Origin of the sequence: Psychromarinibacter halotolerans (assembly GCF_029168315.1) — a bacterium.
GTDB classification, from domain to species: domain Bacteria; phylum Pseudomonadota; class Alphaproteobacteria; order Rhodobacterales; family Rhodobacteraceae; genus Psychromarinibacter; species Psychromarinibacter halotolerans.
On record NZ_JARGYD010000041.1, the window covers coordinates 1 to 580 of the forward strand.

The following is a 580-nucleotide window of genomic DNA, read 5'->3' on the forward strand; positions in this document are numbered from 1 at the left end:
GAAGCCGGTGACGGGGCTGACCTTGGTTTGGGCGGGGACGGCGACGACACGATCCTTGGCGGTCTTGGGGACGACACGCTTCAGGGGGGCGAGGGTGCCGACAGCCTTGACGGCGGTGACGATGCGGATGTCCTGAACGGCGACGCCGGCGACGATACCCTGATCGGCGGCGCAGGAGCCGATTTTCTGAACGGGGGGGGCGGCAACGACAGCGTGGTCGGCGACGCCGGGAACGACACGATCGATGGCGGGACCGGCGACGATACGCTGGAAGGTGGTGCCGGGAACGACAGCATCACGGACTATAGTTCTTCGACCGATGCGAACAGCTTCTCTGGCGGCGACGGCGACGACACCCTGTCGGGCTATGGCACCTATTTCGACGGTGGGATCGGGCAGGATCTAATCTATTTCGGCAGCCAGTCCGGTGCCGGCATCGTTGTAAACGGCGGCGATGGTGCCGATACCATTTCGCGGAACAGCAATGTCGCTACCGACACGGCGGTGCTGATCGATGGCGGCGCAGGCGACGATACCATCACAGGGACCCGTTACGGGCTGGACACGATCCTTGGCGGGG

General features: G+C 64.8%; 1 protein-coding gene. It reads left to right on the forward strand.

Annotated elements, in window-relative coordinates; all coding sequences use genetic code 11:
- Nucleotides 1-580, forward strand: a 580-nt coding sequence (locus P1K30_RS23825) for a calcium-binding protein (protein ID WP_275635233.1), incomplete at both ends; no start/stop codon positions are given.